At 33.7% G+C, this 25,415-nt stretch carries 24 protein-coding genes and 1 riboswitch; of the genes, 20 read left to right on the top strand and 4 right to left on the bottom strand.

Annotated elements, in window-relative coordinates; genetic code table 11:
- Window positions 1-6: 6 nt before the first annotated feature.
- Genes ACQ654_RS09510 through ACQ654_RS09500 form a run of 3 tightly spaced genes read left to right on the top strand, consistent with a single transcriptional unit; the run spans window position 7 to window position 2,074 of the window.
- The gene (locus ACQ654_RS09510; protein WP_430410091.1) at window positions 7-657 is read left to right on the top strand and encodes a hypothetical protein; all 651 of its coding nucleotides are present in this window, start codon (window positions 7-9) and stop codon (window positions 655-657) included.
- Complete coding sequence (locus tag ACQ654_RS09505) at window positions 633-1,418, top strand: sensor histidine kinase (RefSeq protein WP_430410090.1); 786 nt, start codon at window positions 633-635, stop codon at window positions 1,416-1,418. The genes ACQ654_RS09510 and ACQ654_RS09505 overlap by 25 nt, the downstream gene beginning before the upstream one ends.
- Complete coding sequence (locus ACQ654_RS09500) at window positions 1,415-2,074, top strand: response regulator (protein WP_430410089.1); 660 nt, start codon at window positions 1,415-1,417, stop codon at window positions 2,072-2,074. Before ACQ654_RS09505 ends, ACQ654_RS09500 begins: the two co-directional genes overlap by 4 nt.
- Here ACQ654_RS09500 and ACQ654_RS09495 read toward each other — a convergent pair.
- The 3 genes from ACQ654_RS09495 to ACQ654_RS09485 form a co-directional block, all read right to left on the bottom strand.
- A complete protein-coding gene (locus ACQ654_RS09495) occupies window positions 2,071-3,345 on the bottom strand; it encodes a paraquat-inducible protein A (RefSeq protein WP_430410088.1) in 1,275 nt (424 codons plus the stop codon). The genes ACQ654_RS09500 and ACQ654_RS09495 overlap by 4 nt on opposite strands.
- A 129-nt stretch (window positions 3,346-3,474) precedes the next feature.
- Window positions 3,475-4,449, bottom strand: coding sequence for a Gfo/Idh/MocA family protein (locus tag ACQ654_RS09490; protein WP_430410087.1), 975 nt, complete (start codon window positions 4,447-4,449; stop codon window positions 3,475-3,477).
- 15 nt (window positions 4,450-4,464) lie between these two features.
- Window positions 4,465-4,989 carry a DinB family protein gene (locus ACQ654_RS09485; protein WP_430410086.1) on the bottom strand — a complete coding sequence of 175 codons (525 nt, stop codon included), beginning with the start codon at window positions 4,987-4,989 and terminating at the stop codon, window positions 4,465-4,467.
- A gap of 124 nt (window positions 4,990-5,113) precedes the next feature.
- On the opposite strand from ACQ654_RS09485, the gene ACQ654_RS09480 reads away from it, so the two are divergent.
- From ACQ654_RS09480 to ACQ654_RS09470, 3 genes are all read left to right on the top strand, one after another.
- Window positions 5,114-5,686: a hypothetical protein gene (locus ACQ654_RS09480; RefSeq protein WP_430410085.1), complete on the top strand. Its 573-nt coding sequence runs from the start codon at window positions 5,114-5,116 to the stop codon at window positions 5,684-5,686.
- A gap of 121 nt (window positions 5,687-5,807) precedes the next feature.
- The gene (locus tag ACQ654_RS09475; protein ID WP_430410084.1) at window positions 5,808-6,272 is read left to right on the top strand and encodes a hypothetical protein; all 465 of its coding nucleotides are present in this window, start codon (window positions 5,808-5,810) and stop codon (window positions 6,270-6,272) included.
- 207 nt (window positions 6,273-6,479) lie between these two features.
- Window positions 6,480-7,124, top strand: coding sequence for a hypothetical protein (locus tag ACQ654_RS09470; protein WP_430410083.1), 645 nt, complete (start codon window positions 6,480-6,482; stop codon window positions 7,122-7,124).
- 81 nt (window positions 7,125-7,205) lie between these two features.
- Here ACQ654_RS09470 and metK read toward each other — a convergent pair whose 3' ends face one another.
- On the bottom strand, window positions 7,206-8,459 hold the full coding sequence (metK, locus tag ACQ654_RS09465) for a methionine adenosyltransferase (protein WP_430410082.1): 1,254 nt from the start codon (window positions 8,457-8,459) through the stop codon (window positions 7,206-7,208).
- A gap of 832 nt (window positions 8,460-9,291) precedes the next feature.
- Here metK and ACQ654_RS09460 point away from each other — a divergent pair.
- From ACQ654_RS09460 to ACQ654_RS09395, 14 genes are all read left to right on the top strand, one after another.
- On the top strand, window positions 9,292-10,587 hold the full coding sequence (locus ACQ654_RS09460) for an O-acetylhomoserine aminocarboxypropyltransferase/cysteine synthase family protein (protein ID WP_430410081.1): 1,296 nt from the start codon (window positions 9,292-9,294) through the stop codon (window positions 10,585-10,587).
- Window positions 10,588-10,594: 7 nt separating this feature from the next.
- Window positions 10,595-11,587: an alpha/beta fold hydrolase gene (locus ACQ654_RS09455; protein WP_430410080.1), complete on the top strand. Its 993-nt coding sequence runs from the start codon at window positions 10,595-10,597 to the stop codon at window positions 11,585-11,587.
- 25 nt (window positions 11,588-11,612) lie between these two features.
- Entirely contained in the window at window positions 11,613-14,015 is a 2,403-nt protein-coding gene (gene thrA / locus ACQ654_RS09450; RefSeq protein WP_430410079.1) for a bifunctional aspartate kinase/homoserine dehydrogenase I, read from the top strand.
- 225 nt (window positions 14,016-14,240) lie between these two features.
- Window positions 14,241-15,419: a trans-sulfuration enzyme family protein gene (locus ACQ654_RS09445; protein ID WP_430410078.1), complete on the top strand. Its 1,179-nt coding sequence runs from the start codon at window positions 14,241-14,243 to the stop codon at window positions 15,417-15,419.
- 131 nt (window positions 15,420-15,550) lie between these two features.
- The gene (locus tag ACQ654_RS09440; protein WP_430410077.1) at window positions 15,551-15,802 is read left to right on the top strand and encodes a DUF2061 domain-containing protein; all 252 of its coding nucleotides are present in this window, start codon (window positions 15,551-15,553) and stop codon (window positions 15,800-15,802) included.
- Window positions 15,803-15,804: 2 nt separating this feature from the next.
- Entirely contained in the window at window positions 15,805-16,419 is a 615-nt protein-coding gene (locus tag ACQ654_RS09435) for a phosphoadenosine phosphosulfate reductase family protein (RefSeq protein ID WP_430410076.1), read from the top strand.
- Window positions 16,420-16,429: 10 nt separating this feature from the next.
- Window positions 16,430-17,335, top strand: a complete 906-nt coding sequence (gene cysD / locus ACQ654_RS09430; RefSeq protein WP_430410075.1) for a sulfate adenylyltransferase subunit CysD — start codon at window positions 16,430-16,432, stop codon at window positions 17,333-17,335.
- A gap of 29 nt (window positions 17,336-17,364) precedes the next feature.
- Complete coding sequence (locus ACQ654_RS09425; protein ID WP_430410074.1) at window positions 17,365-18,612, top strand: sulfate adenylyltransferase subunit 1; 1,248 nt, start codon at window positions 17,365-17,367, stop codon at window positions 18,610-18,612.
- A gap of 310 nt (window positions 18,613-18,922) precedes the next feature.
- Window positions 18,923-21,016, top strand: coding sequence for a HEPN domain-containing protein (locus ACQ654_RS09420; RefSeq protein ID WP_430410073.1), 2,094 nt, complete (start codon window positions 18,923-18,925; stop codon window positions 21,014-21,016).
- Window positions 21,009-21,785 carry a uroporphyrinogen-III C-methyltransferase gene (cobA, locus tag ACQ654_RS09415; RefSeq protein WP_430410072.1) on the top strand — a complete coding sequence of 259 codons (777 nt, stop codon included), beginning with the start codon at window positions 21,009-21,011 and terminating at the stop codon, window positions 21,783-21,785. Before ACQ654_RS09420 ends, cobA begins: the two co-directional genes overlap by 8 nt.
- Window positions 21,786-21,789: 4 nt before the next feature.
- The gene (locus ACQ654_RS09410) at window positions 21,790-22,371 is read left to right on the top strand and encodes a precorrin-2 dehydrogenase/sirohydrochlorin ferrochelatase family protein (RefSeq protein WP_430410071.1); all 582 of its coding nucleotides are present in this window, start codon (window positions 21,790-21,792) and stop codon (window positions 22,369-22,371) included.
- A gap of 40 nt (window positions 22,372-22,411) precedes the next feature.
- Window positions 22,412-23,467, top strand: coding sequence for an NAD(P)/FAD-dependent oxidoreductase (locus ACQ654_RS09405; RefSeq protein ID WP_430410070.1), 1,056 nt, complete (start codon window positions 22,412-22,414; stop codon window positions 23,465-23,467).
- 190 nt (window positions 23,468-23,657) lie between these two features.
- The gene (locus tag ACQ654_RS09400; protein ID WP_430410069.1) at window positions 23,658-23,900 is read left to right on the top strand and encodes a hypothetical protein; all 243 of its coding nucleotides are present in this window, start codon (window positions 23,658-23,660) and stop codon (window positions 23,898-23,900) included.
- A 326-nt stretch (window positions 23,901-24,226) separates the two neighbouring features.
- A complete protein-coding gene (locus ACQ654_RS09395; protein ID WP_430410068.1) occupies window positions 24,227-25,207 on the top strand; it encodes a phytanoyl-CoA dioxygenase in 981 nt (326 codons plus the stop codon).
- Between the two features lie 100 nt (window positions 25,208-25,307).
- A riboswitch (SAM riboswitch) is annotated at window positions 25,308-25,414 on the top strand.
- Window position 25,415 lies beyond the last annotated feature (1 nt).

The following is a 25,415-nucleotide window of genomic DNA, read 5'->3' as shown; positions in this document are numbered from 1 at the left end:
AACGCAATGAGTAGAGAACTCTTTGGAAATCTTCGATTACTATCGTCATTAACAATAGTACTTCCGTTACTTATAGGAATATGGAAGTACTATCGTTTGTCGCGAATGCAACAAAAATTAATGTATTTAATCGTTTTATTTTCCATTACAGAGCTCATTGCAAACATTTTATGGTATCAAAAACTCAATAACTTACCAGTATATCACATTTATACCATTATTGAATTTCTATGTATTATATACATTTACAAAGATGCGTTGCATACACTATTTCCCCAACGTGTTTTTACAATTATAGCGGTAGTATTTACGGCATTTTGCATCATAAACACGTTTTATTTTCAGAGCATTTTCACATTCAACTCAAACGCAACCACAATGTTAGGTGTTTTAGTTATCTTTCTGTCAATCAGTTATTTTTACACATTACTCAAAGAAATTAAATACACTTCGTTGGAACGCAATCCAATGTTTTGGGGCAATGCAGGCTTTTTAATATATTTTTCAAGTAACTTGCTCTTATTCTTTATTAGTAATAGCATATCTACTGAAGCAGCTGAAGTTAACTTTTTAGTTTGGGGATTGCATGCTATTGTCAACATTGTATTAGTCATATTTTTCATAATTGCTATATGGGTGAATCCGAATCAACACTAACGTTACAAGTCATAATCATCGGAATGGTTATGTTTTTTGTACTTGCTTTAGCGGTAATTTTATTTTTTATTGTATATCAAAAGCGACTGCTAGCACAACAAAAAAGTCATCAGAAAATGGAAGCAGCTTACCAACGAGAATTACTAGCTGTTGCCATTGAAAGTGAAGAAAAAGAACGGACCCGAATTGGCAAAGAATTGCACGACGATGTTGGCGCTTTGTTAACGACAACAAAATTGTACTTAGGTCAAATTTCTCCAGAACTTTCTCCAGAAGAATTGACAAAAACGACAGTTAAAATGCGTTCACTTTTTGATACCATGATTCAAGGTGTTCGAAATATTTCTCAGGATTTACGACCTGTAATTCTAGAAAAATTAGGACTATTAGAAGCGGTTGATACTTTGGTGCAAACTGTAAATGATGCGGGTAAATTGGAAGCAATTTTTGTAGATGTTACTACGAGTCCTATCGCGAAAGCACACGAATTAAATCTGTACAGAATTATACAGGAATTAATCAATAACACCTTAAAACATGCAATGGCATCAAACCTGTCAATCACTGTTGGAAATGAAGGAAATACCTTGAAAATTGTATATGAAGATGATGGAATTGGTTTACAACAAGAATATTTAAACCAAAAAGGAATTGGACTCAGAAATATAGAAAGTAGATTGTCCGTAGTAGAAGGAACAATACATTTTAATGCGCAAAAATCGGGGATGAAAGCAACTATAAAAATACCAATGAACTCATGACTGAAAAAAGTATAAAATTAGGTTTAGTAGACGATCACAACTTATTTAGAGAAGGTATAAAATCATTACTTGATAAAATTTCAGACGTAACACTTGTATTGGAAGCTGTCAACGGAAAAGATATGTTTACCAAGTTGAAAAATGACGTGCCAGACGTGATATTGTTAGATTTGGAAATGGAAGAAATGAATGGTGTTGATGCTACTTTAAAGCTTCAAGAAACCTATCCTGATGTAAAAATTTTGATTCTAACCATGCACAAAGAAGAACGTATGATTTCGTACTTAATGGAAATTGGCGCGAATGGTTATTTACTAAAAGATACAACGCGTGAAGAGTTGGAAGAAGCCATCAAAACAGTTGTAAAAAGTGGATTTTACTTTAATGAATTTGTATCACAAGCATTATTAAAAGGATTAAAAAACAAATCAGGAAAACCGTTGAAAATCGGGAAAGATTACCATTTAACAGCACGTGAATTAGAAGTGTTAGAATTGATTGCGCAAGAGTTTACCACAGCCGAAATTGCCGAAAAACTATTCCTAAGTGTGCGTACTATTGAAGGTCATCGTAAAAACTTAATTAGCAAATTGGGCGTAAAAAATACCGCAGGTTTGTTGATCAAAGCCATCAAAGAAAAGTTGATTGTGATTTAAGCTGTTTTAGGTTTATCAACCAATTTCTGAATCGTTTGCGAAATAAAAATACTCAGCATCACAAATCCTAAAAAGAAGAAGAAACCATTTTGAAGCTCCGATTTATTGGTGGTTAAAATGTCTAAACTTTCAATGCCGTTTTCCAATTGTCCTAGTTGGCTCGAGATAATTCCCGTAAAACCAATATACGACATAAAAATTGCGACAACTAATACATCTGCCATTGACCATTTTCCACTTTTAAATACTAAAAAACGAATAACTTTGTTGTCTTTTAGCGAACGTTTAAAAAGTAGCGAAATACTTGAAATTAACTTTGAAACAGGAAAAATGACACTAAATAATGCTACCAAAACGCCAACAAGCATTACTTTGATTTCTCCTTGCGAAAGCATCACTTTTGAAACTTCCATGATGCTTTTACTCTTATAATATAATACTTGATTTGTGAACGAAATTGGTTCGCCCATCAATTGTAATTCCATCGAAGAAATTCGTGCATCAATTGCAATCATTGGAAGAAAAACACCTAAAACTAACAAATGTAACGCGGCTACAATGTATACTGTAATTTTAAATTTTGACTGATTTTTCTCAAAGAGAATGATCAACAAAATACACAAAAACGCAATTAGTAAAACAGAATTTATTATATTTTGTTTGTCGTTGATGGTTTTCAACTGAATAGAAATAAGTGCTTTACAATTATTTTCGGTTGTAACATTGTATTTTGAAATAATACGGTTATAGGTTGTATAATCAATCTTTTGAAAAGTACCATCTGTATACGAATTGATTTGCTCCAGAATGTACTTTTTTATGTTATCACGATTTTCATCATTTTCCAGAAAATCAATAATATCTTCCGTAATGACAGGCACATGTTGTTTCAATTCGCCAAAAATTTTAAAAAAGTCAGCTCCGAAATTCTTTAATGAAAATCCATAACCTGCTTTCCGATCATTTTCGGCTTTATAAGTCGTTTCAAACTTATCAATGGATTTATATAAAAACGCCTGAATTTTAATGCGCGCTTCTTTCCGATCGTTCCCAGTAAGTTTTAATTCTTTTAGTTTTTTCGTGATAATTTCAGCAAACTGTTCTTCCCATTGATCAATATTAAACATACCGTATTTAATATCCGAAAGTTCAATTAGATCCGCTTTTTTGGTTCTTTTCTCAGTTTCAAATGAATGTGTAGTAAAAGCCGCAATACTTATGATTACTAAGAGAATGACAAGAAATATGTTGGAAAGTTGGTTGGTTTTCATAATTATTTTAAAACTCGTTGTCAACTACTAGACGAATTATAGGTTGATTTGTTTCAAACAAATTGTAAGAGAGACGAACTATCTTTCTGAACGTGTTTAATTATATGTTGAATAATTGTTATTGAATGACTACATGTAGGTCAAACCAATTTCAGATTTTACACGATCAATAATTTGAATTAATTGTTCGCTAAATGCCAACGGTAATTTTGAACTTTCAGTTTTTCCATCACGAATACAGGCGTTTACTTCTTCAATTTCATGAAAATAGCCGTTTCCAGTAAATGGAAGTTCAATGACAGTTTCTTGATCATTTTTGTAAAGTGTAATTGCAGTTGGCTGATGGAATTGACGATGAATTTTTAGAGTACCTTTTGTTCCATGAATATAAGCTTCTGTTGGTGTATTTGCCTCAAAAGAAGATTCTAAAATTGCTTTTTCTCCATTTTCATAATCGAATAACATGGCACAAAAACGATCAACATTTGTAGGTGTCATTCGTGCCATTGCGTTTATATTTGTTGGAATTCCCAATACGACTAAACTTAAGAAAATAGGGTAGATGCCAATGTCTAATAATGTGCCGCCGCCAAGTGCTTTATTGAACAAACGACTTTCTGCATTGAATTCACTTCGAAAGCCGAAATCAGCCCGAATACTGGTAATTTCACCAATTACTTTTTTATCAATTAGTTCCATTACTTTTTCAATAGCAGGCATAAATCGTGTCCAAACGGCTTCCATTAAAAACAGCTTTTTGGTTGTTGCTTCTGCAATCATTTTTTTCACTTGCGTGGAATTGATTCCCATAGGTTTTTCACATAAAACAGCTTTGTTATTTCGTAAACATAACATGGTATTTTCAAAATGGAATGTATGTGGTGTTGCAATATAAATGACATCAATTTCTGAATCATGTACAAGTGCTTCATACGAATTAAATGTTTTTTTTGCATTGTATTTTGTAGCAAATTCGGTTGCTTTTTCCAAAGATCGAGAAGCAACTCCATACAATGTTGAAGTTTCAGAAAGTTGTAAATCTGCGGCAAATTTGTTAGCAATTTTTCCTAAACCGATAATTCCCCAATTCGTTTTTTTAGTCATAAAAGTATTTCTTTTTTAGCTTTTTAAAATTCCTAAATACGCATTCCAAGGCCCAACTTCAGTAGCATATTGTTTTGCCATAACTCTTGCTATTTGTGCAATATGTCCCAAATCATGAACTGTCCAAGTGGCTAACAATTGTTTTAAATTGATTTCGCCCAATTCTGGATGTATGCCAGTTTTCAGGAAATCATTTTCGGTGATTTGTAGCTGTGCTAATATTTCTAAATTTTGCTTTCGAAGTTGTGTAAATTCTGCTAACAATTCTTGAACGGTTTTTCCGTTGTTTTCCTGTTCTTGCGCAAATCTGTCAAACGATTCAAAAATTTTAGATTCGTCATCAGACAAAATAATTTTAGTTCGAACAATCCAATCTGTTTTTTCGCCATGAATCAAATGACCTATAATATCATATGGACTCCACGTGTTTTCGCCTTCATTAGTGAGCAACCAATCGTCAGACAAACTATTTAATAATGTATGCAGCGTTTTAGGCGTATTACTTAATACTGCTATGGACTTCTTTAAATTGAATTTCATGGATATAGCTTGAATGTAATGATTTCTAAAATACGATTTTTAACACAAATCAAATCTACGCAAAACATCGTATGTTTTTGCGCAATTATCTTTCGTAATTTTAACTAATCCTAATTAGAAACCTATGAAAAAGAGTTTCATTCTAAAATTTATATGCACAAGTTGTATTGTTCTTTTGTTAAATTTTTCATGGAAAGTTACTGCACAAAATTTAACAGTTGAACAACAAGACTTTATCATTTTAAAAAACAAAGACACGATTTATGGTGAGAAAATAAAAAACATCAGATGGTTCTACAAACTAGGTCGGATTACTGTAGTGAAAGAGAATGAAGAAAAATTGACGTATGGTTTTAACGAAGTATATCAACTACATAAATTTAATAGAAAAGGTAAAAAAAGCGTTTACGAACTTGTAAAAGAATTTAAGCAGGACGAAAATTCATATGAAATCATGGATATGAGTATCAACCAAGGAAAAGTAAAACTCTATTATAATGATTCTGGTCAATGGGCAGATCGTCCATTTGTAGTAAGCGACATTTTTTATGGTTACGCTTATAAACGTAGCTATAAAAAATTCTTGAAGCAACTTGATAAGTGTAAAGCTTTTCGAGAGAAATTCAACAACAACAAACAACGTCGTAAAAAACATATTGAAAAATTAATTCAATTTTATAATACAAATTGTGAGTAAAATCTTGAGTAATTACCGCGTCATTCTCAAAATAATAGTAATAACAAGCATATTCTTTTTAATATGCGCGTGTGCTACAACGTTAAATACTCAAGAACAAAATACCTTTGAAAATAGTTTTGTGATCCTAAAAAACAAAGACACAATTTATGGCAAAAAGATCCGACTTTCGAGAGGATTCAATAAAATAGGAAACATAAAAGTAGTAAAAGCCAATGGCGAAAAATTAACGTACGGATATGATGAAGCATATCAAGTACATCGTTATCGAAAAAACGGAAGTTTTTATGTGGAAGAATTAGTCATGTTAACTCCTGATAACCCTATATCATACACATTGATGGATATTATAATAAATACTGGAAAGGTAAAATTATACCATCATAATCCTACACGAATGCCAAACATTCCGTTTGTTGTGAGCGATTCTTTTCATGGATATGTTCGAAACCAAAGCGATTTCACAAGATTATTAAATGAATTGGATAAGTGTGATGCTTTCCGTGAAAAATTCTCAGAAAAAGTACAACGAAGTAGAATGAATCTTTCGGACTTGCTAGCATTTTATAATGCGAATTGCGAGTAGTATGTAATTTCTTATTCCATATATTTTTGATTTAATGCCTCAAAACCATCACTTCATTTCATTTTTTTCATATCAAACCTACTTATTCTTCAACTTTGAATTGTCAATAAGAAATACATTAATTCAGTAGCTACACTATTCTTTTTGACAAAGGCGATATCCGAAAAGCCCGTATTGAATAGAGTAGGAAAGAAAAAATTAGAAATTATGCCAACAGTAAGTATAACTAGCGCAAGCATATACAATGCAGCAGTAAAAGTAACAGGAGTTTTAACAGGGAGTAGTGGAGTGCCAATTACGGCTTACACTGTAGAAGTAATTCCACCAAGTGGTACGCCAATTAGAATTGCAACAAATGTACAGTCTTCAGGGGGAAATTTTGAATATTGTGGAACAACTACAAATAATGAACCAATTCCAGATGCTTCTTCAATCCGAGTAATTACAAATAGACAAGCTCAAGATCAAAAATCAGCAACACAGCCAAGTAGTCCAACTATTGGATTTCTACCTTTAGGCAGTTATCAACAAACGTGTAGAAATATAACGGTAACACTTGCTTGCGACGCTCAAGATGGAAATGGAAGTAATAACGCTACAACCTTGAATCTTACAAACCTTGTAAATCCAGATGTATGGAATAATACTGGGAATTTAGAAATAGCTGCAGGCTATCAACCTCAAGATGGTTTTCAACCTGGCGGAAGTTGGAAATTAACTAGCTCTAATATTACAGTTACACTTAATTGTGAAGCACAAAAAATTGATGGGTCATGGGTTTCAGCATCATTTGATTTAACAAATGTAACTACGGCTAACTTATGGAATGATAATGGAGTTTTGAAAGGATAATTTTAATTTAAAATACGCTACAAAAAAACCGCTTCCATAAGCTGAAAGCGGTTTTCTAAATATATAACTACTCTTAGAATCTTACAATCCGAAAGCTGATTTTACATTGTCTACGTAATCTAATTTTTCCCAAGTAAATAACTCAACGTCTAACGTTTTGCTTTCTCCATTTGGTGTAACGAATGTTTTTGTAACAATTTCGTTTTTACGTCCCATATGTCCGTAAGCCGCCGTTTCACTATACATTGGTGTACGTAACTTTAAACGACTTTCAATTGCTGCAGGACGCATATCAAATACTTCAGAAACAATTTTTGCAATCTCTCCATCAGTCTTGTTTACTTTTGCAGTTCCATACGTATCAACAAAAATCCCCATTGGTTCTACAACTCCAATTGCATACGAAACTTGCACTAAAATTTCATCAGCAACGCCAGCCGCAACTAAGTTTTTCGCTACGTGACGTGTTGCATACGCGGCACTTCTATCTACCTTACTAGGGTCTTTTCCTGAGAAAGCTCCACCACCGTGTGCACCTTTTCCACCGTAGGTATCCACAATAATTTTTCTTCCTGTTAAACCTGTATCTCCATGTGGTCCACCGATAACAAATTTTCCTGTTGGATTGATGTGATATTTAATATCATCACCAAATAAAGCTTGAATTTCTGGAGTTAATTTTGACTTCACTCTAGGAATTAAAATCTCAACAATATCTTTACGAATCTTTGCTAACATTGTTTCATCATCAGCAAAATCATCATGTTGAGTAGAAATAACAATCGCTTCTACTCGTGAAGGAACATTATTATTATCATACTCAATTGTTACCTGACTCTTCGCATCTGGACGTAAATACGTAATATCTTTATTTTCTCTACGCAACGCCGCCAATTCAATCAACATTAAATGTGATAAATCCAACGCCAAAGGCATTAAGTTAGCAGTTTCTTTCGTAGCATAACCAAACATCATTCCCTGATCACCAGCTCCTTGCTCTTCTTTCGTAGCTCTGTCAACACCTCTATTAATGTCGTCAGATTGCTCATGAATTGCAGATAAAACACCACAAGAATTTCCATCAAACATGTATTCACTTTTCGTATAGCCAATTCTGTTAACTACTTCTCTTGCAATCTTTTGAACGTCTAAATAAGTGTTCGATTTAACTTCACCAGCTAAGATAACTTGACCAGTTGTTACCAACGTTTCACAAGCTACTTTTGACTCAGGATCGAATGCTAAAAAATTATCAATTAAAGCATCAGAAATTTGATCTGCTACTTTGTCTGGATGTCCTTCTGAAACAGACTCAGAGGTAAAAAAATATGACATAATAAATCTTCTTTTTAAAAATTATAAAGTTGGAAAACTAAAAAGTGATTGCTTGGTCGGCTAAAGAAGTAGAAAATTACTGCTTTAGCATTTTTTAATATTCTGAATTTACTTCAGAATCTAGTCTATAAATTATAAACTAGGTACTGAAACAAGTTCAGCACATGAGGTTGCAATCAGTTCAAATTTTTCCTCAAAATCAGGTGCAAATGTATGAAAATCTACTTACATACGAACAACAAAAAAATATAAATTAATATTTGACGGTAAAAGTGTTAAAAAACAATTTTTTTTTGAAAAACATTTGGATATTAAATAATAATCACTTTACCTTTGTACCAAACAAAGACGAGAAATGTTCACTAAAGTTTCAGATATGATGTGTTGTATGATGTGTAGCAGAAATGCCGCAGAGACACCATTGTAGTACGTTAAACTTTATAAAAGTAACATCCACAATATAAGCCTCTGCAATTGCAGAGGCTTTTTTCATGATTATATTTTAAGTTAATTTTTTTTTCAAAAAACCAAATGAATAGAATTTTTCAAATAGCGGAAATCAAAACAACAATGACAATGTGTTGTATGATGACTATGTGCATGATGTGCTGTAGTCAACTTCGCTATTATCGAAAAGTTCCTGATAGATACTAACCCATTTATCGTTTTTAGAAAAAAAAGGTCCTTTTGGTAATACACTTCCAAAGGGACCTTTTTATTTGGTTGAAAAACAGGAATCAAACAAATCATCAAATCAACAAAAAGCAAATCATCAAATCAACAAACTAAAAGCCAATAGCTAAAAAGAAAATAAAACATAAAAACAGAAAAAATGAGCACACAAAAATTCGCAACAAAAGCATTACATTCAGGACACGACACAACTCAGAACGGAGGAACAAGAGCAGTCCCAATTTATCAATCTACAGCATATGTATTCAACAACTCGGATCATGCATCAAATTTATTTTCATTAGCGGAACCTGGAAATATTTACACCAGAATCAACAATCCAACAAATGATATTTTAGAACAACGTTTAGCGGCTTTGGAAGGTGGAATAGCCGCCGTAGTTACCGCTTCAGGAACTGCCGCCATTGCAACAACGCTTCTAACATTACTAAGAGCAGGCGATCATATTGTAGCATCAAATAGTTTATATGGCGGAACGTACAACTTACTCAATGTAACCTTACCAAGACTCGGAATCACTACTACTTTTGTTGATCCGAATGAAGAAAATAGTTTCAATGATGCTGTAAAAGAAAACACAAGAGCTGTTTTTATTGAATCATTAGGAAATCCAAAACTAGATGTTTTAGACATCGAAGCAATTTCGGCACAAGCCAAAGCAAATAAACTTCCACTTATTGTTGACAACACAATTGCCACACCATATTTACTAAATCCTATCAAGTACGGCGCAAACATTGTTATTCACTCACTCACAAAATACATTAACGGAAACGGAACTGCTTTAGGTGGTGCTATTATTGACGCAGGAACGTTTGATTGGACCAATGGAAAATTCCCAGAATTTACAGAACCATCAGCAGGTTATCATGGTTTAGTTTATAGCGAAGCCCTAAAAGAAGCGGCTTTTATTGCCAAAGTTCGTATTGAAGGATTGCGTGATTTTGGTTCAGCATTAAGCCCTTTCAACGCGTTTCAAATTATTCAAGGATTAGAAACATTGCCAATTCGTATCAAACAACATAGTGAAAATGCCTTAGAATTAGCAAAATGGTTGCAAACACAAAAAGCAGTTGCGTGGGTAAATTATCCAGGATTAGAAACAAGTAATTACAAAGCTTTAGCTGAAAAATATTTATCAAAAGGACAAAGCGGAATTGTCACTTTCGGAATCAAAGCCGGATTCGAAGCCGCAAAACGAATTGCAGATGAAACGAAAGTCTTTTCACTTTTAGCAAATATTGGTGATACAAAATCATTAATCATTCATCCAGCAAGCACAACACATCAACAACTAACAGCAGAACAACAAACGTCTACAGGTGTAACACAAGATTTAATTCGTTTATCAGTTGGTTTGGAAGATGTAGAAGACTTAAAAGCCGATTTACAAACTGTATTTGAAAACATAACAGCAGGAATTTCAGCATCATAAATAAGCCATGGGAAAAAGTATTGCACATATTACCATTACAGATTTTTTCACGGAAAGTGGCGCGTACTATCCGAGCTTACAGCTGAGTTATCAGTTTTTTGGAACGGATAATCCAGACGCACCTATTGTATTGGTGAATCATGCGCTCACTGGAAACTCAGAAGTTACAGGTGAAAATGGTTGGTGGAAAACTTTAATTGGTCCAGAAAAATGTATCGATACAAATCATTTTCGTGTAGTAAGTTTTGATATTCCTGGAAATGGATTTTTGAAAGAATCGGAGCTCATTAAAAATTATAAAGATTTTGTTGCGAGAGATATTGCAAAAATCTTCATCAGAGGTTTAGAACATTTAAAAATCAATACACTTTTTGCCGCAATTGGCGGATCGTTAGGTGGCGGAATTGCATGGGAAATTGCAATATTAGAACCGAATTTGATACAAAATTTAATTCCGATTGCTTCCGACTGGAAGTCTTCTGATTGGTTAATTGCAAATTGTTTCTTGCAAGAACGAATTTTAGAAAACTCCAATCAGCCAATTCAAGATGCACGAATTCATGCCATGTTGTGTTACCGAACGCCTTTTTCCTTAAAGACAAAATTTCAGCGGACGCGAAATACTGAAAAAAATATCTTTAATACAGAAAGTTGGTTGTTGCATCATGGGGAAAAGTTACAAACGCGTTTTCAATTAGCAGCTTACAAATTAATGAATCGACTATTGAAAACTATTGATATTACAAGAGGACGCGAGCCTTTAGAAAAAGTAGTGCCAACTATTTCATCAACAATTCACATCATTAGTATTACGACAGATGTATTTTTTACAGCAGATGAAAATAGAGAAACGTATGAACGTTTGAAGCACATTAAATCAAATATTTATTATGATGAAATTGATTCCATTCACGGACACGATGCTTTTTTAATAGAATACGAACAACTAAGTTTATTACTAAAAAATATATTCAGCGTACCAATCATATCAAAGGTGTAAAGAAAAAGAAAGAAAAAGAAAAGACATGAAAATTTTAAAATTTGGTGGAAAATCACTTGCGAACGGAAAAGGGATTAAAACCGCAATTCAAATCATAAAAGACAAAGCAATACAGCAAGAAGATATTGCTGTAGTATTATCGGCGCGTGGAAATGCTACGGATGAATTGTTAGAAATGTTAGAAAAAGCATCACGAAAAGAATCGTACCACGAACAATTGTCTGCGTTTACGTCTTATCAAAGTCAAATAGATAGATCGTTAGATTTTTTAGAAGAATTTACAACCTTAGAAAATCTATTTCAAGGCGTTTCTTTACTCGGTGATTATAGTGAGAAAATAAAAGATCAAGTGTTGTCGCAAGGTGAAATTATAGCAGCAAAATTAGTAACAAGTTTACTGAAAAAAGAAGGCGTTAATGCACATTTTACAGATACACGCAAATTAATTAAAACGGACAATGCGTTTGGAAATGCGCGTCTTTTAGATGTAATATCAAGAAAGAATATTATCAATCATTTTAAATCACACAATGGAACTACTGTCAATATTGTAACGGGATTTATTGGCTCCAACCAAAAAAATGAAACAACAACTTTAGGTAGAAATGGAAGTAATTACACTGCAGCTTTATTAGCGAATTTTTTAGATGCAGAAGAATTACAAAATTACACGCATGTAGACGGAATTTTTACAGCGAACCCTGAATTGGTTTCAGATGCCAAAAAAATAGAAGCTTTATCGTTCAATGAAGCTAACGAATTGGCAAACTTTGGCGCTAATATTTTGCATGCAAAGACAATAGTTCCATTAATTGAAAAGAACATTCCATTACGAATTTTGAACACATTTAATAGTTCAGATAATGGAACAATTATCACTCAAAAAGTTACTAGAAAAGGTATCAAATCAATTTCAGTAATGGACAATGTAGCGTTGGTCAATTTAGAAGGAAGAGGTTTGCTCGGTAGAGTTGGAGTTGATGCACGAATTTTTAAAACCTTAGGCGAAAACAACATTAACGTAAGTATAATTTCGCAAGGTTCATCCGAACGTGGAATTGGAGTTGTCATTAATGTAGACGAAGCTTCCAAAGCAGTTGTAGCTTTGGAGCGAGAGTTTGAAAATGATTTTTACACGAAAGATGTCAACAAAATATCTATCATTGATGATGTCGCTGTCATTTCAATAGTTGGGCAAGATTTAAGCGAATTTCACAAACCATACACAGCGTTAATCAAAAATCAAATTATTCCAATTCTGTTCAATAATACAGTTTCAGGAAAAAATGTGAGTTTAGTTGTCAAAAAATCACAGCTACACAAAGCCGCAAATGTAATTCACGGTCAGGTTTTCGGAATTTCAAAAAAAGTAAACATTGCCGTTTTTGGGAAAGGTTTGGTTGGTGGAACATTATTAGATCAAATTATCAAAAGCAAGCAGGCTATTTTAGACAAAAATAATATCAAGTTAAATGTATTTGCTGTGGCAGATTCAAAACATGTATATTTAGATAAAAGCGGAATTGCTGACGACTGGAAAACCGCATTTCAGCATGAAAAAATAGCGTATACATTACAACAAATTATAGCGTACGCAAAAGCACATCACTTGGAAAATCTCATTGCAGTTGATGCAACGGCAAGTAAAGAGTTTGTACATAATTATATACCTTTAGTTAATAATGGCTTTGATTTGGTTTCGGCAAATAAAATTGCAAATACGGTTGCCTATTCATTCTATGAAGAATTGCGTACGCAACTGAAAAAACATCAAAAAAACTATTTGTACGAAACCAATGTAGGAGCAGGTTTACCATTAATTGATACTATAAAATTATTGCACAAGTCTGGCGAAAATATTAAGAAAATTCGCGGTGTATTTTCAGGATCGTTAAGTTATTTGTTTAATACGTTTTCGGTGGAAGAAATTCCGTTTAGTGCAGTATTACAACAAGCAGAAGAAAAAGGATTTACAGAACCTGATGCACGCGAAGATTTATCAGGAAATGACGTAGCACGAAAGCTATTAATCCTTGCCAGAGAACTCGATTTAAAACATGAACTATCAGACATTACAATTCAAAACTTATTGCCAAACGATTTGCAACACATTTCGTTGGAAGCATTTAAAAAGAAAGTAACCGAATTGGACAAAACCTATAAACTCATCAAAGCAAATCAGGAAGAAAATCATGTCTTACGTTATGTTGGCGACTTATCAACAGCAACAGGAATCTTAGAAGTAAAATTGATTTCTGTACCACAAAATAGCGCATTAGGACAAATAAAAGGTTCGGATTCTATCTTTGAAATTTACACAGAAGCGTATGCAACACAACCATTGGTAATTCAAGGTGCAGGCGCAGGAGCAGTAGTAACAGCAAGAGGTGTTTTTGGAGATATTTTACGATTAACGGAAAAATTATGATATCAAATTATAACTGCTAGAAAGTTTATGAGTTGATAAGTTTACTAGTTTAAAAAAAATAGAAAGCAAATCAACAAAACACAAATCAACAAAATTAGAAGTTTAGGAATTTAAGTATTGAAATTAAAAGCAGTATAAACAACTTAACAAGTAAGAGTCACATCGAGTGCAGTCGAGATAATGCAAACAAATCAACAGAAAACAAGCAACAAGTAGTAAAAAAAAATGAACTCACAATATACAGAACATATAGAAACACAGGCAATTAGAACGCAACTTGAACGCTCTGCCTTTTTAGAACACTCAAGTCCACTATACCTAACCTCAAGTTTTATATTTGAAGACGCAGAAGATATGCGTGCTTCCTTTGCGGAAGAAAAAGAACGTAACATTTACAGCCGATTTACAAATCCGAACACGTCTGAATTTGTTTCTAAAATTTGCAAAATGGAAGGTGCGGAAGACGGTCACGCATTCGCAACAGGAATGTCAGCGGTATTTTCAACCTTTGCGGCATTACTCAATAGTGGAGATCATATTGTGTCATCAAGATCAATTTTTGGTTCAACCAATAGTTTATTCACGAAGTTTTTACCAAAATGGAATATCGAAACAAGTTATTTCAAAGTAAACGAAGTAGACAAAATTGAATCATTAATTCAGCCAAATACAAAAGTATTATATGCAGAATCGCCTACAAATCCGGCAGTTGATATTTTAGATTTAGAAATTTTAGGTGCAATTGCCAAAAAGCACAATCTAATCTTCATTGTAGACAATTGTTTTGCAACACCATATTTACAACAACCAATACAATTTGGAGCAGATTTAGTAATTCATTCTGCCACTAAACTCATTGACGGACAAGGTCGTGTATTAGGAGGCGTTACGGTAGGAAGAGCAGCTTTAATCAGAGAAATCTATCTATTTGCTAGAAATACTGGTCCAGCATTATCACCTTTCAATGCGTGGATGCTATCCAAAAGTTTAGAGACTCTAGCTGTTCGTGTTGACAAACATTGTGAAAATGCATTAAAAGTTGCAGAATTCTTAGAAAATAATTCAAAAGTAAATTGGGTAAAATATCCTTTTCTAACATCGCATCCACAATATAAAATCGCAAAAAAGCAAATGAAATTAGGAGGAAATGTAGTTGCGTTTGAAGTAAAAGGCGGTATCAATGCAGGAAGAAAATTTCTAAACAGCATCCAAATGTGTTCACTATCGGCAAACTTAGGAGATACGCGTAGTATTGTAACGCATCCAGCATCTACAACACATAGCAAACTTTCTGAAGAAGACAGATTGGAAACAAGTATTACGGATGGTTTAATCCGTATTTCTGTAGGATTGGAAAATGTGCATGATATTATAGAAGATGTAAAGCAAGCACTAGAAAATTAATTACTGTAATAACAAAACTAAAGAAACATAATATTTTTTGAAAAAAGGTAGTGTTGAGAATAAAAAACAAATATATTTGTCAAATAATCTACTAAGTCTATAGGCTAATAGTATTTTAATAAAAAGATAAAATGATTTTTAACCAAATAATTAGAAACAAAAGCGATTATAAAACAGATGTAAATTCTGAAAAACCGTTGCGAAGTTTAGTGAAATCAATTAGTTGGAGATTAATAGGTACGCTAGATACTGTATTAATTTCTTGGCTGATTACAGGTACACTAACTGTGGCTTTTGCAATTGGTTCGGTAGAAATGGTTACAAAAATGATACTGTATTTTTTTCATGAGAGAATTTGGAATAGTATAAAATGGGGTAAATAAAAATGGAGCAAGACATTCAAGAAATAAACAAAGCGTTACGTGAAAAAACGCCTAAAGAAATCATATTGTGGGCGTTAGCACAAGGAGAAAAAGCGGTTGTAACAACAAACTTTAGACCGTATGAAGGTGCAATTTTACATGCCTGTACACAAGTGAAATCAGATATAGAAGTTATTTGGTGCGATACAGGTTACAATACGCCAAACACCTATAAACATGCAGAAACGTTAATAAAACAACTTGCATTACAAATAGATTTATACGTGCCGAAACAAACTTCGGCTCACCGAGATATAGTACTAGGAATTCCTGATGTCACTGATGAAAAACATCAACTATTTACGGAACAAGTAAAATTAGAACCTTTTAAGCGTGCGATGGAATTTCACAAACCAAATATTTGGTTTACAAACCTACGAAAAGGACAAACAGCTTTTAGAGATTCAATAGATATTGTATCATACGGAAAAGATGGCGTTTTAAAAGTAAGTCCATTCTATCATTGGTCAGATGTTGAATTAGACAACTATTTAGAATTGTACCAAATTCCAAACGAATTTAACTATTTCGACCCAACAAAAGTATTAGAAAACAGAGAATGTGGATTACATTCATAAGATAAAAAACATGAGTACGAAAGTATTACAAACAAACATATTAGAAAGCGAAGCGATACATATTTTCAGAGAAGTGGTTGCACAATTTGAAAAACCTGTATTGTTATTTTCTGGAGGAAAAGATTCCATTACGTTGGTCAGATTGGCTCAAAAAGCATTTTTTCCAGCAAAAATTCCGTTTCCGTTAATGCATATTGATACAGGTCACAACTTCCCTGAAACGATTGAATTTCGTGACAAATTAGTTCAAGAATTAGGGCTAAAACTAATTGTGCGAAATGTGCAAGACAATATTGATGCAGGAAAAGTAACGGAAGAAACAGGGAAATATGCAAGTCGAAATATGTTACAAACAGAAACCTTATTAGATGCAATAGAAGAATTCGGTTTTGATGCATGTATTGGTGGCGCTAGAAGAGATGAAGAAAAAGCAAGAGCCAAAGAACGAATCTTCTCTGTACGAGACGATTTTGGACAATGGGATGAAAAAAATCAACGACCAGAAGTATTTGATATGCTAAATGGTAAAATCAATCTAGGTCAAAATGTACGTGTATTTCCAATATCAAATTGGACGGAACTAGATGTGTGGAGTTACATTGAAAAAGAACGCATCGAAATTCCTTCTATCTATTTTGCACACACAAGAGCAACGTTTCTTAGAGATGGTTTAATATGGTCTGCAAATGATGAGGTCGTTTACAGAGAAGAATATGAAAAAACAGAAGAACGTGTCATTCGATTCAGAACTGTTGGCGACATGAGTTGTACGGCGGCAGTACTATCAAGTGCGTATGACATTGCTTCGGTAGTGCAAGAAATTAGACAATCGACCATATCAGAACGTGGCGCACGAATAGATGACAAACGTTCGGAAGCCGCAATGGAAAAAAGAAAACAACAAGGATATTTTTAACCCAAGACCCAACACCGAATACAAAAAAAATGGAAGTACTAAAAATAGCAACTGCAGGAAGTGTAGATGACGGTAAAAGTACCTTAATAGGAAGAATTTTATACGACACAAAATCGTTGACAGATGACAAACTCGAAGCGATAGAACGCAATAGCAAGCAAAAAGGATTTGATTACTTAGATTTTTCCTTAGCAACTGACGGATTAGTCGCTGAACGTGAACAAGGAATTACAATAGACGTAGCACACATCTATTTTTCTACTGCAAACAGAAGTTACATCATAGCAGATACGCCAGGACATGTAGAATATACCAGAAACATGGTAACTGGAGCCTCTACTTCACAAGTAGCAATTATTTTAATTGATGCCAGAAAAGGTGTCATTGAACAAACGTCGCGTCACTTTTACATCAACAATTTATTGCGAACGAAAGACATCATAATTGCAGTAAATAAAATGGATTTAGTCGATTTCTCAGAAGAAAAATACAATGCTGTACAAGAGGAAATTCAAACACTAATCTCAAAAACAACGTATAAAGAACAAAACATTACTTGTATTCCTGTAAGTGCATTGCAAGGTGATAATGTTGTAAAAAAGTCTCAAAATATGCCGTGGTACACAGGAAAAACATTGGTAGAACATTTAGAAGAAATACAAGCGCAAGATGTATATGAAGAAGCACAAACACGTTTCCCTGTACAAACAGTCATCAGGCCAAAAACTGAAAAATATCATGATTTTAGAGGATATGCAGGAAAACTCTATGGAGGAGATTTATCGGTAGGGGATGAAATAGTGGTGTTGCCTTCTGGAACAAAATCGAAAGTAAAAGAAATCTATTTCTATACTGAAAAATTTGAAAAAGCCGAAAGAGGAAGTTCTATAACACTCACATTAGAAGATGACGTAAATGTAAGTAGAGGTGACATGATTGTAAAAATTGATGAAAAACCAACGATAGAAAAAGAATTAGAAGCTACCATTTGCTGGATGGACAAAAAGCCGCTGACTACAGCTTCAAAATACAGTTTGCAACATGGTGTACGCAATGTATTGGCAAAAATTGTTGATGTTGATACCATAGAAGAAACCAATTTCTCAGGAAAAACAACAACAACAGCTCAATTGCAATTGAATGAAATTGGCAAGATTCAACTCAAACTAAACAAACCATTATTCTTTGATAGTTATCAAAAAAACAAACACAATGGCGGATTTATACTAATCGATTTACAAACAAATACCACAGCTGGAGTTGGATTTATTAACTAAAAACTAAGAAGTAAACTTAATTCAGTATCTATTGAGCGAGCAAAGAAAATAAAAATTGAATATGTAATGAGATAGCATACTGACTATCTAAAAATTTTAATTGAAAAAAAGTATATCAAAAAAATAGTAACTAAAAACAATATGATGAATCATTCCATAAAATATTCAACTCAATGCATGTGTATGTGTTGCGATAACATCTTTCTAAAAACAAAAGGAATATGACGTGAAAATCATATACATATTTTTAATAAAAGTCCTTTTGAAACATAGCTCAAAAGGACTTTTTTAATACTTGAAAATCAAACAAATGCAAAGCTTTAGAACAGAAATAGAAAACCCAATTGTCGAAAAAGACATCATCGAATTAGAACAAAAAATTCGTGAATTCAAAGAAGGGAAAGTTGACGAAGAAAAATTTAGAAGTCTACGATTGGCGCGTGGTGTGTACGGACAACGACAACATGGCGTACAAATGATTCGCATCAAACTTCCGTATGGAAAAGTAACGAGTGCGCAACTGCACAGAATAGCGGATGTTGCTGATGAATATTCCACAGGACGATTGCACATTACAACGCGTCAAGACATTCAAATTCATCACGTAAGTTTGGACAGAACACCTGAACTTTGGGCGCAACTTGAAAAAGATGACATCACATTACGAGAAGCCTGCGGAAATACGGTTCGGAATATAACAGCAAGTGAAACGGCAGGAATTGATGTTGATGAACCGTTTGATGTATCTGCATATGCAGACGCCATGTTTTCGTTTTTCTTGCGAAATCCAATCTCACAAGAAATGGGCAGAAAATTTAAAATCTCCTTTTCGGCAACCGATGAAGATACGGCACTTGCTTACATACACGATTTGGGATTTATTGCTAAAGTTGAAAACGGAATTCGTGGTTTCAAAGTATTATTAGGTGGCGGATTAGGTTCGCAACCAAGACATGCTGATGTGTTATACAAATTTATAGCTTCGGACGAAATCATTCCGTTAACGGAAAGTGTATTGCGAATATTTGATCGTCATGGAGAACGCGCAAAAAGAGGAAAAGCTCGAATGAAATTCTTAATCAAAGATCTAGGTTTAGAAGCGTTTACACAATTGATAGATGCAGAACGAAAAGCATTGTCGCAAACCAAAGTTCATATTGAAACGGAAGCATTTGAAGTAGCGCCAAAATTTCAAAATAATACTATTGAAACAGTAAAAGTTGAAGATGAAACTGCGTACGAAGCTTGGAAAGAAACCAACGTAATTCCTCAAAAACAAAAAGGACTGTTTGCGATTGGAATTCGTGTGCCTTTGGGCGATTTCTATACGGATAAAGCTCGATTGTTAGCAGATTTAATCAAAAAATATGCGGCTGATGAATTGCGATTCACATTGCGTCAAAACATTCTCATTCGTCATGTTAGAGAAGGATTGCTACCAGTATTTTATCAAGAATTAAAAAAGCTAGGATTTGCTAAAACAGGGTACAATAAACTCATAGACATTACTGCGTGTCCAGGTACGGATACGTGCAACTTAGGAATAGCAAGTAGTACAGGAATTGCGCGTGAATTAGAAAAAGTAATCGCTACCGAATATCATGAATTTATCACAACAAAAGACATTACGATAAAAATAAGTGGTTGTATGAATGCTTGTGGACAACACAACATGGCGGAAATAGGTTTTCAAGGAATGACCATAAAATCAGGAAAACTAGTTGCGCCAGCATTACAAGTACTTTTAGGTGGTGGCGTATTAGGAAATGGAGAAGGTCGTTTTGCAGACAAAGTATTAAAAATACCGAGTAAACGTGGGCCAATTGCGTTGCGTCAAATTTTAAACGATTTCAAAACGAATAGTAAACAGGATGAATCTTTTCTAGCATATTACGAACGAAAAGAAAAACTGTATTTCTATAACTTACTAAAGGGATTGTCGGACAGTGAAAATCTTTCGGAAGATGATTTTATAGATTGGGGAAATGAAAAACCATATGTAAAAGCAGTAGGAATTGGCGAATGTGCAGGTGTTGTTATCGATTTAATCGAAACATTACTCTTAGAAAGTCATGAAAAAATAGAAAATGCTTCCGCGGCATTACGGAATCAATTATACAGTGACAGTATCTATCATTCGTACGCCGCCATTATAAATTCAGCGAAAGCGTTATTACTTTCAGCACAACAGAAAACAAACTCGCATGCGACAATTATCAATCAATTTGATGCGGTATTTATAGACACACAAAAAATAAAATTACCAGAAACGTTCGCAACTTTCATCTATCAAATACAAAAAAATCAACCAAGTGAAGCCTTTGCCAAAAGTTATTTGCAAGACGCAATTTGGTTTTTACAACAACTAAAAACATTCAGAAAGGAGGAACTAGCTCATGCATAAACCAAAACTAACCGTCTTAGGTGCTGGACCAGGCGATCCGGAATTAATTACACTAAAAGGTGTAAAAACATTGGCAACAGCAATTGTAGTATTATATGATGCTTTGGTAAACAGAGAATTACTGAAGTACGCACCAAATGCAACTCATATTTTTGTGGGAAAACGTAAAGGATTTCACAAATACAGTCAAGATGAAATTAATGCGCTTATTGTTGAAAAAGCACATGCGTATGGACATGTAGTTCGATTAAAAGGTGGCGATCCATTTATATTTGGTCGTGGCGCAGAAGAAATTGAATATGCAAAACAACACGGACTAGAAACGGCTATCGTATCTGGAATAACGTCAGCAATTGCGGTTCCTGCACATTTAGGTGTGCCATTGACAAAACGAGGTGTTTCGGAAAGTTTTTGGGTAATTACAGGAACAACTTCAGAACGAAAACTATCGTTAGATGTTGCACTAGCGGCACAATCTACAGCAACAGTAGTCATTCTCATGGGAATGGGGAAACTAGAAGAAATAGTAACATTATTCAAAATAGAAGGAAAACATAAAACGCCCGTTGGAATCATTCAAAACGGAACGACAGATAATGAAAAATCAGTTTTTGGAACTGTAAATTCTATTGTTAAAAAAGTAAAAGATAACAACATTGTTGCGCCAGCTATTATTGTAATTGGCGAAGTTGTAAATGACGCTACTCAGCAAATAAACAGTCTAAAACGAATCAATAAAAACTCTTTTCCTTTGAGAGAAGTTGTATAAGATCATGGAAAAAAATGAACTCTATCCAATATTTTTAAAAGTACATCAACTTCAAGTTTTAATTGTTGGTGGTGGCAATGTCGGACTCGAAAAACTAAGTTTTTTACTCAAATCGAGTCCAAATGCAAACGTATCATTGGTGGCACCTTTTATAAAGGCAGGAGTCAGAATATTAGCGGCGGCGCATCCGACAGTAACGCTCATAGAAGATATATATGCTAAAGAATATCTAAACGAAAAACACATTGTAATTGCCGCAACAGACAATCAAAAAGTAAACTTAGACATCTACTTAGAAGCAAAGCAACGGAATTTACTAGTAAATCTAGCAGATCAACCAAAATACTGCGATTTCTATTTAGGTGGAATTGTTACGAAAGGAAATGTGAAAATTGCTATTTCGACCAATGGAAAATCACCAACTACGGCAAAACGTTTGCGTCAATTTTTTGAGCAAGTCATTCCTGAAAACATAAATGAACTCGTGCAAAATTTACATACGTATCGTAAAAGGCTCAAAGGTGACTTTGAAGAAAAGGTAGACATTCTAAATGATCTCACAGAAACATTACTAAACAAAAAATAATCTCAATACTCAATACGAACATCTCAATACTAATATTAAAATGATACAAACAGATATATTAATCATCGGAGCAGGACCAACAGGACTTTTTACTGTTTTTGAAGCTGGATTATTAAAATTAAAAACACACCTAATAGATGCGTTGCCACAACCAGGTGGGCAATGTTCAGAAATTTATCCAAAAAAACCAATCTATGATATTCCTGGATTTCCAGAAATACTTGCAGGCGATTTGGTGAAAAACTTACTCAAACAAATAGAATCTTTTGAACCAGGATTTACCTTAGGAGAACGCGCAGAAACGTTGGAACGTTTGGAAGATGATACATTTGTTGTAACCACAAACAAAGGCACAAAACATTATGCGCCAGTTGTTGTTATTGCAGGCGGATTGGGTTCTTTTGAACCAAGAAAGCCGCCAATTGTTGGTATTGAAAATTACGAAGATAAAGGTGTTGAATATATCATTCGTGATCCAGAAATATACCGTAACAAAAAAGTAGTCATTGCTGGTGGCGGAGATTCTGCTTTAGATTGGTCTATTTTCTTAGCAAATGTTGCTTCAGAAGTAACATTGGTGCATAGAAGAAATGAATTTCGTGGCGCTTTAGATTCTGTAGAAAAAGTACAAGAGCTGAAAAATATTGGGAAAATTAATCTCATTACACCTGCAGAAATCAAAGGTTTACATGGAGAAGGTAAACTCACTGCGGTAACGATTGCAAAAAAAGGAGAAGAGTCAAGACTCTTAGAAGTAGATCATTTTATTCCTTTATTTGGATTATCTCCAAAACTAGGACCTTTAGGAAATTGGGGACTCGAAATAGAAAAAAACGCCATTAAAGTAGACAACTCATACGATTATCAAACGAATCTTCCAGGTGTGTATGCTATTGGTGATGTAAACACTTATAAAGGGAAATTGAAACTTATTCTATCAGGATTTCATGAAGCAGCAATTATGTGTCAAAGTGCGTATCAGCGCATCAATCCAGGTAAAAAATATGTAATGAAATACACGACAGTTTCAGGTGTAGAAGGATTTGACGGATCTAAAAAGGAAGCAAAAAAGGAAATTGTACAAACGATATACTAATGTGGATTAATTTAGAAATTCACGCAAGTAAAATTAAAAGATGATGTACTACTGAGTGTTTTCAATAAATAATATTGAAATTAAATGTTTGTACTAAGATGAGTTGAAATGTTAAGTAAGGTATTCCCGTAATTTGTGTGAAAAAATAAATAGTAATTTCATGCTTATTAATCTTAAAACATTTAAAATCATGAAGAAAAAACATTTAAAAAGCCTAGCACTTAACAGAAAAACAATCTCTAACCTTGATGCAACGAATAGTAAAGGTGGAGCACCAAATTCTTATATAGAATGTATTCGAACATTTGTAAATGCGAATGGTATAAACATTTGCCTTGAAACTGCGAAGTGTGTTATAACTGACGGTTGTGCAAGTGTTTTGATTACTTGTATTACACAAACAGAATTCCCTACATGTAGAGATTGTGAATAATCTTAAAATTCATAAAAATATCATAATTATTCTAATGATATAAATCAACCAAAAAAGCGAGCTCAAAAGGCTCGCTTTACTTTTAGTTCCCAGTTTTAAAAAAAACATTGTTATAAACATTTCTATAGTAATTTCTTTATAATTATGGTAAAATTGTAAAAAATAAAAATACACACAAAGCCTTGTTGCTGCAATGAAGTAAGGTTTCTGTTATTTATAGAAGTTATTTAAATTGTCAGTAAAAGAAACGAAACAAAACAGATAGAAATACGGGTTGCTAAATTGAAAAGGTTCGCTTACTTTTATACCAAATCAAACAAACAAGTATGCTAAGTAATACCATCAAAAAACTCTCAACTGCAATCATTGACAATCAATCAAATCCTTCAAAAGCGAAAGAACTAATTGATGAAATACACAAGCACTTTCTCGAAATAACAAACATTGCTGACATGGGAGAAGGTTTGCAAAACTTAGCGGCTGTACCAACTGCAAGTGGTGCGGCAATATCACTCAATCATGCAGCAGCTTGTTTATTAGATTACCGAAGAACCACAAAATTTTTAGATGCAATGGTATCGCTTATTCGCGAAAAACAACAACAACATCCAAACGAAATCATCAACATATTCTATGCTGGTTGTGGACCATATGCTCCATTTATAACTTTAATTGCTCCATTATTCAATTCAAAAGAAGTGCAATTTTCAATACTCGAAATAAATACGGCTTCCATTCAAGTAGCAAAAAATCTAATCAAAGAACTAAATCTATCTGAGTACGTTTCAGAATATTATACAGCTGATGCCGTAACGTTTCAAATTCCGGATGCCAAAAAATACCACATTCTATTCAGTGAAACACTCGATGCGCTACTCTACAGAGAATCGTATGTACCAATTCTTTGGAACATGCTACCACAACTCTCAGAAAACTGCGCGGTAATTCCAAACAATGTGATAGTGGAAGCAAGTATGACATTTCCAAAACAAGAAGGAGAAGACACTAAAAAAGAAAAACAAGTTGGTGTAATCTTAAATGTTCGCGAAGCTGTAAAAGCAAATGACGGAAGCAAAACACTACCAGAATCGTTCGAGCCAATAACAATAAATCTAAGCGGCGAAGAAAAATACAGTACAATGATTGTTGATACCAAAGTACACATACACAAGGATATTTGGTTGTACAGAAACGAATCGTCACTAAGCATTCCACTCGAAATGGAAATAGTATATCCACTCGAAGCGCCAAACGTAACCTTCTTCTATCAGCTAAAACCATCTGTTGAGCTCAAACTAAGTAACTAAACAAACCTCGAAAACGTTATCGTTTAAAAATCATTACAAAATATTTGCATCTTCCTTTTGGAAGCCGTTAATTTGTGTAAAATAGTTCATACCTATACTGTCGTTATCAAGAAAGGCCGAGGGATTAGACCCGATGAAGCCTTAGCAACCCTTTACATTTAAAGAAGGTGCTACGTTCTACTGTACTTACATACAGATAGATAACAAA

Origin of the sequence: Kordia sp. (assembly GCF_965283645.1) — a bacterium.
Lineage (GTDB): Bacteria > Bacteroidota > Bacteroidia > Flavobacteriales > Flavobacteriaceae > Kordia.
Note: the sequence above shows the minus strand (reverse complement) of the source record. Positions and strands in the feature narration are given on the sequence as shown.

What these genes read in the sequence shown, in the direction of transcription:
- ACQ654_RS09505 (WP_430410090.1), top strand. Translation starts at nt 633, where the DNA reads ATGGGTGAATCCGAATCAACACTAACGTTACAAGTCATAATCATCGGA.
- ACQ654_RS09435 (WP_430410076.1), top strand. Translation starts at nt 15,805, where the DNA reads ATGGAGCAAGACATTCAAGAAATAAACAAAGCGTTACGTGAAAAAACG.
- cobA (WP_430410072.1), top strand. Translation starts at nt 21,009, where the DNA reads ATGCATAAACCAAAACTAACCGTCTTAGGTGCTGGACCAGGCGATCCG.
- ACQ654_RS09500 (WP_430410089.1), top strand. Translation starts at nt 1,415, where the DNA reads ATGACTGAAAAAAGTATAAAATTAGGTTTAGTAGACGATCACAACTTA.
- ACQ654_RS09490 (WP_430410087.1), bottom strand. Translation starts at nt 4,449, where the DNA reads ATGACTAAAAAAACGAATTGGGGAATTATCGGTTTAGGAAAAATTGCT.
- ACQ654_RS09495 (WP_430410088.1), bottom strand. Translation starts at nt 3,345, where the DNA reads ATGAAAACCAACCAACTTTCCAACATATTTCTTGTCATTCTCTTAGTA.
- ACQ654_RS09405 (WP_430410070.1), top strand. Translation starts at nt 22,412, where the DNA reads ATGATACAAACAGATATATTAATCATCGGAGCAGGACCAACAGGACTT.
- ACQ654_RS09440 (WP_430410077.1), top strand. Translation starts at nt 15,551, where the DNA reads ATGATTTTTAACCAAATAATTAGAAACAAAAGCGATTATAAAACAGAT.
- ACQ654_RS09410 (WP_430410071.1), top strand. Translation starts at nt 21,790, where the DNA reads ATGGAAAAAAATGAACTCTATCCAATATTTTTAAAAGTACATCAACTT.
- ACQ654_RS09485 (WP_430410086.1), bottom strand. Translation starts at nt 4,989, where the DNA reads ATGAAATTCAATTTAAAGAAGTCCATAGCAGTATTAAGTAATACGCCT.
- ACQ654_RS09460 (WP_430410081.1), top strand. Translation starts at nt 9,292, where the DNA reads ATGAGCACACAAAAATTCGCAACAAAAGCATTACATTCAGGACACGAC.
- ACQ654_RS09455 (WP_430410080.1), top strand. Translation starts at nt 10,595, where the DNA reads ATGGGAAAAAGTATTGCACATATTACCATTACAGATTTTTTCACGGAA.
- ACQ654_RS09400 (WP_430410069.1), top strand. Translation starts at nt 23,658, where the DNA reads ATGAAGAAAAAACATTTAAAAAGCCTAGCACTTAACAGAAAAACAATC.
- ACQ654_RS09425 (WP_430410074.1), top strand. Translation starts at nt 17,365, where the DNA reads ATGGAAGTACTAAAAATAGCAACTGCAGGAAGTGTAGATGACGGTAAA.
- ACQ654_RS09420 (WP_430410073.1), top strand. Translation starts at nt 18,923, where the DNA reads ATGCAAAGCTTTAGAACAGAAATAGAAAACCCAATTGTCGAAAAAGAC.
- ACQ654_RS09510 (WP_430410091.1), top strand. Translation starts at nt 7, where the DNA reads ATGAGTAGAGAACTCTTTGGAAATCTTCGATTACTATCGTCATTAACA.
- cysD (WP_430410075.1), top strand. Translation starts at nt 16,430, where the DNA reads ATGAGTACGAAAGTATTACAAACAAACATATTAGAAAGCGAAGCGATA.
- ACQ654_RS09480 (WP_430410085.1), top strand. Translation starts at nt 5,114, where the DNA reads ATGAAAAAGAGTTTCATTCTAAAATTTATATGCACAAGTTGTATTGTT.
- ACQ654_RS09445 (WP_430410078.1), top strand. Translation starts at nt 14,241, where the DNA reads ATGAACTCACAATATACAGAACATATAGAAACACAGGCAATTAGAACG.
- ACQ654_RS09470 (WP_430410083.1), top strand. Translation starts at nt 6,480, where the DNA reads ATGCCAACAGTAAGTATAACTAGCGCAAGCATATACAATGCAGCAGTA.
- ACQ654_RS09395 (WP_430410068.1), top strand. Translation starts at nt 24,227, where the DNA reads ATGCTAAGTAATACCATCAAAAAACTCTCAACTGCAATCATTGACAAT.
- metK (WP_430410082.1), bottom strand. Translation starts at nt 8,459, where the DNA reads ATGTCATATTTTTTTACCTCTGAGTCTGTTTCAGAAGGACATCCAGAC.
- thrA (WP_430410079.1), top strand. Translation starts at nt 11,613, where the DNA reads ATGAAAATTTTAAAATTTGGTGGAAAATCACTTGCGAACGGAAAAGGG.